The 2,858-nt window shown below is 68.3% G+C and carries 3 protein-coding genes; 2 read left to right on the top strand and 1 reads right to left on the bottom strand.

What is annotated here, in order from left to right:
- A partial coding sequence (locus tag ACM2XV_RS13865; protein ID WP_487027348.1) for an SDR family oxidoreductase occupies positions 1 to 299 on the bottom strand: 299 nt, incomplete at its 3' end.
- Between the two features lie 47 nt (positions 300 to 346).
- Here ACM2XV_RS13865 and ACM2XV_RS13870 point away from each other — a divergent pair.
- Entirely contained in the window at positions 347 to 1,423 is a 1,077-nt protein-coding gene (locus ACM2XV_RS13870) for an acyltransferase family protein (RefSeq protein WP_344774472.1), read from the top strand.
- Between the two features lie 140 nt (positions 1,424 to 1,563).
- The coding region (locus ACM2XV_RS13875; RefSeq protein ID WP_487027349.1) for a bifunctional o-acetylhomoserine/o-acetylserine sulfhydrylase at positions 1,564 to 2,858 on the top strand (1,295 nt) is incomplete at its 3' end.

Genomic DNA, 2,858 nt, shown 5'->3' on the forward strand with positions numbered 1-2,858 from the left:
TCGTCGATCGAGAGCGCGTCGACCGCGTCCGAGCCACGCGCGCCGCCCGCGTTGTTCACGAGCGCGTGCACGGGGCCGGTCTCGCCGAGATACGCGGCGAGGGCCGCGACATCCGCCTCGCTCGTCACATCGGCGACGAAAGTGTCGATGCCGGTTCCCGACGCGGCGAGCGCCTCGAGCCGGTCGGCCCGCCGGGCGACGCCGACGACCTTCCAGCCCCGCGCGGCGAAGGCCCGCGCCGTCGCCTCCCCGATTCCCGAACTGGCCCCTGTGACGACGACGCGCTTTACCTCGCTCATGGCTCAATTGTGGAGGCTGTGAAGCGGGCACCGTACCGTTGATGGCGATGACGGCGACGGAGACGGCAAGGCAACCGGCACCCAAGACGAAGCGCGTCCCCTTCTGGGACAACGCGCGCTGGGTGGCGGTGACCCTCGTGATCATGGGCCACGCGACGTTGAAGCTGATCTCGGCCAGCGACGTCGCCTACGCCTTCTACCTCTTCGTCTACACGTTCCAGGTGCCCGTTCTTGTCCTGGTCAGCGGCTATTTCGCAAAGGCCGACCCGCCGAACGGCCGCCAGCTGAAGCGGCTTCTGACCGATGTGGTCATTCCCTATCTGATCTTCCAGACGATCTGGATCGTCATCCAGTGGGCCGTCGAGCCGGGGCATCCGTTCAAGCTCGACTACACGAGCGCGAGGTGGACCCTGTGGTTCCTCATCGCCCTCGCGATCTGGCGCCTGGTGCTGCCCTACCTCGCGATGCTCAAGTTCCCGTTCCTCATCAGCGTGCTGGTCTCGTTCGTCTCGGGCTATGCCAGCAGCGCGGATGACACGCTGTCGCTCGCCCGCGTCGCGGCGCTGCTGCCGTTCTTCGTGCTCGGGTGGGAGCTGCGCCGCCGCAGCCACTACGCCCGCTGGTGGATCGCCGCCCGCGGCGCGGTGGTCTGGCCCGTGCGCGCGGTCGCGGCCGCGCTGCTCGTCACCGCCGGCGTCACGATGTACTTCGGCATCGACGCGTGGCGCGACCTGCTGGTGCGGCGCTTCCTGCTCTTCGACGAGGAGTACTCGAGCTTCGGCTACGACCAGTGGTGGGCCGGCTTCGTGCGCCTGCTCGTGATCGCGCTCGCCCTCGTCATGACCTGTGCCGTGCTCGTTCTCGTGCCGCGGCGGCACACCTTCTTCACCGAGTGGGGCTCGGCGACGATGTACATCTACCTGCTTCACACCTTCTTCCTCTATCCGATCCGCGAGTCGGGGTGGCTCGAGGACCACTCCAACGTGCCCGTGCTCGCCGGCATGGTCGCGCTGTCGATCGCGGTGTCGGTGCTGCTCTCTCAGCCGTTCATCCGGAAGGTGTTCCACCCGCTGGTCGAGCCGCGGGTGAAGTGGCTGTTCCACCAGCGCCGGGCTCCGGCGTAGGCATCCGCCCGCCCCGCGCGCCGCGGCTTCGTGACCCGGCGTGACGGGTTGCGTGACGGCGTATGTCGTATCGATTGCGGTGCCGGATGCCTGCTCCTAGCCTCGCTTCGACACCGCGACCCATCCCCTCAGGAGCATCGATGACCGCCGACCCCACCACGTGGAAGTTCGAGACCAAGCAGATCCACTCGGGCGCTGCGCCCGACCCCACGACGAACGCGCGCGCGACGCCGATCTACCAGACCACGTCGTACGTGTTCAACGACTCGGATCACGCGAAGAACCTGTTCGCCCTCGCCGAGTTCGGCAACATCTACACGCGCATCCAGAACCCGACGCAGGCGGTCGTCGAAGAGCGCATCGCCGCGCTCGAGGGCGGCTCGGGCGCGCTGCTCGTCGCGAGCGGCCAGGCGGCCGAGACCTTCGCGGTGCTGAACATCGCCCAGGCGGGCGACCACATCGTCTCGTCGAGCTCGATCTACGGCGGCACCTACAACCTGTTCAAGTACACCCTCGCCAAGCTCGGCATCGAGACGACCTTCGTCGTCGACCAGGATGACCCAGACGAGTGGAGCCGCGCGGTGCGGCCGAACACGAAGCTGTTCTTCGCCGAGACGATCGGCAACCCGAAGATCAACGTGCTCGACATCGAGACCGTCGCGGGCATCGCGCACGCGAACGGCGTGCCGCTCATCGTCGACAACACGATCGCGACGCCCTTCCTGCTGCGCCCGATCGAGCACGGCGCCGACCTCGTGATCCACTCGGCGACGAAGTTCCTCGGCGGCCACGGCACGACGATCGGCGGGGTCATCGTCGACGGCGGCCGCTTCCCGTGGTCGCAGCACGCCGACAAGTTCCCCGGTCTCAGCGAGCCCGACGAGTCCTACCACGGCGTGCAGTACACGCAGGCGGTCGGCGACGCGCTCGCCTACATCATCAAGGCACGCGTGCAGCTGCTGCGAGATCTCGGCTCGGCGATCGCGCCGATCTCGGCGTGGCTCCTCATCCAGGGGCTCGAGACGCTCTCGCTGCGCGTCGAGCGGCACGTGCAGAACGCACAGGAGATCGCGGAGTTCCTCGAGCGCCACCCCGACGTGGCATCCGTCAACTACGCCGGCCTGCCGACCAGCCCGTGGTACGCCGCCGCGAACAAGTACACGCCGCGCGGCGCGGGAGCCGTGCTGTCGTTCGAGCTCAAGGGCGGCGTCGACGCGGGCAAGGCCTTCGTCGACGGCCTCAACCTGTTCAGCCACCTGGCGAACATCGGCGACGTGCGCTCGCTCGTCATCCACCCGGCGTCGACGACCCACTCGCAGCTCTCGCCGGAGGCGCAGCTCAACAGCGGCGTCACGCCGGGCCTCGTGCGCCTCTCGGTGGGCCTCGAGAACATCGACGACCTCAAGGCAGACCTCGAGCTCGGCCTTGCGGCGGC

Source organism: Gryllotalpicola sp. CP2-P1 (assembly GCF_057512245.1).

What these genes read in the sequence shown, in the direction of transcription:
- ACM2XV_RS13870 (WP_344774472.1), top strand. Translation starts at nt 347, where the DNA reads ATGACGGCGACGGAGACGGCAAGGCAACCGGCACCCAAGACGAAGCGC.